This window comes from Arsenophonus sp. ENCA (assembly GCF_002287155.1).
Classification (GTDB): Bacteria; Pseudomonadota; Gammaproteobacteria; order Enterobacterales; family Enterobacteriaceae; genus Arsenophonus; species Arsenophonus nilaparvatae.
Map to the genome: position 1 here is coordinate 1 of NZ_NHNG01000497.1, position 2,020 is coordinate 2,020.

Here is a 2,020-nt window from a genome sequence, read left to right on the forward strand (position 1 = left end):
AATGATTGCTTTACATAAACGATTATCTCGTAACAGCCGCTCTTTGTTGATCATTTCAAACCTTTATTCTCTAAGTTAAACCTCTTTTTATTCTCAATAGCGTGACAAAAAATGCAAGTCTCTATTCAGCAACTAATTTAATGGAGATAAGCCGTAAATGCGCAGGGATACAGTCGAGCAGCGTTTTTTCATAGGTCGTTTTGCCTGACCCCGTTCCCCCACCAAACACGGTTGTCTTGCCGTATTCCATCGCCTTTTCCATAAATTCGGGAAAGGCGTTGTCCTTAAACAGCCTTATCAACACGTCATCGTGGCTCTCTGTTTTTTCCTGTCCGGTGAGTTGGTCGTAAAAACCGCTCTCGATCCACGCTTGGTGAGGAATTTGCAGGTAAGACGGTTTACGGATGGTGATCGACACGGTGCCACGCTCACAGGCCGGGGGGATCACAATCTGGCACCGCTCGCCACTTTCCAGCGTGGCGGATAATATCGGTTTCAGATCATCAATGTGGTCGTCATTGTGGTTTGCCAGCACTGCGGCAAAGGTCATGCATTCCTCATAGCTTATCGTCGCGTCATGCTCCTGCCATTCCCCATTAACCTTGGTAAAAATCTGGTTCGGTCGGTTGACCGCCAGTTCCGTTAACCCCTCTGTCGCCAGTAATGCCCCAAAGAGGCTATCGCGGTAATACATCAGCGTCGGATTTTGGGTGTAACTCATCCGTTTTTTCTCCTCTTGAGTTTAAGCTGATAGATGGCCGAGAAATCAATATCCTGACCGGTGATAAGCGTGATAATGTCGCCCTGATTCTTGTACAGGGTAGGCGGAATATTCACGCTGTTTTCAAACGCGGTTCTGGCGATTTCAGCCAGCGATTGACGGCTGTTTTCGGTGTAATCCGTATTGCGATCTTTCTTCCCGGCCTGATTTGCCGCCGCAGCGGTAATATCGGGGATCATGCCCAACATCAACGCCCCACCAAAGCGATCAACCCAGTGTTCATCAATCCAGCCATCTGAACCGGATTCACCCAGTTCTCCCGCGGCCTGTGAACCCTTCATGGGAATATCCAGATAAGGCGGCTGGCGGGTGCGCAGTTTGGTGATGCGGATAAAGACGCGCCCTTGCCCATGCCTGAGCGTTCCGGCGTTATACACCCCATAGGCGGTGGTACCCTTGTCAATCAGGCGGGTATGGCCGCTGGCGCTGTAGATATCTCGGGTGATGGTACAGCGGATTTTTCCCGCCAAATCAGAAACAAAGCGATAATCCAGCGCACAGAGGATCGGCATATTTTCCGGCAGGTATAAATCCGGATCGTAAGGAATGCGCGTGACCTGATTAAGCCCCTCTGATGCATTGCCGTTTTCCGGCTTTTCCGCGTCTCTGGCGTCAACACTGGCGGGCGTCTTATCGCCCTGTTTCTCCTGCGCCCTCGTTCGGCTATGACTTTGCGTGGACAGGACTTCCTCTGCGGTTTCCAGCGCAAGATAGCGCCTGAATACCGGCTCAGACGAAAACGGAGGGCTAACACTGTTTACCGGCATGATCTGTTGGGTTTGGCCACCACTGGCGGCGGGCTTTTCTGCTTGCGCTTGTGTCTGTTTTTCCTTATGAAACGGATCAACCTTCTTGCCTAAATCCCGCCGCTGGTTACTGACGCCTGCGGATTTCTCCGCACTAACGAGGCTGTCGCAAAAGAGGTAGTATCATGTTTTTAATGATTTCAATATTTTGATTTTAAAGAAAAAATTAAATTATTTTTATTGTAAATACCCCTTTTGCGACAGCCTCTAACGGGCGGCGTCTCGGTATGGATGGTGCGGGCGGTCTCCCATAGATGAAATCCCACCATCCCCATTAACGCAACAATGTCAATGCCAATTGAATTCTGATCCACTTTGCTAAAGTAAAACTGATCCACCCCCTTTAATTTACTCGCTCAGTTCCGCTTTCAATTTTTTATGTAGCTGACCGCTTTTTAGCTTGTCTTTTAACCGATAACTTTGTCCACTAATC

General features: G+C 49.2%; 1 protein-coding gene and 1 pseudogene. Both read right to left on the reverse strand.

All coding sequences use genetic code 11. The annotated features are described in order from the left end of the window. Window positions 1-121: 121 nt before the first annotated feature. Complete coding sequence (locus CBG25_RS13145; RefSeq protein ID WP_290607163.1) at window positions 122-721, reverse strand: ATPase, T2SS/T4P/T4SS family; 600 nt, start codon at window positions 719-721, stop codon at window positions 122-124. After that, window positions 718-1,686 (reverse strand): annotated as a pseudogene (gene virB10 / locus CBG25_RS13150) (VirB10/TraB/TrbI family type IV secretion system protein); the annotation flags it as partial. The gene CBG25_RS13145 and the pseudogene virB10, both read right to left, overlap by 4 nt. Between the last annotated feature and the right edge of the window lie 334 nt (window positions 1,687-2,020).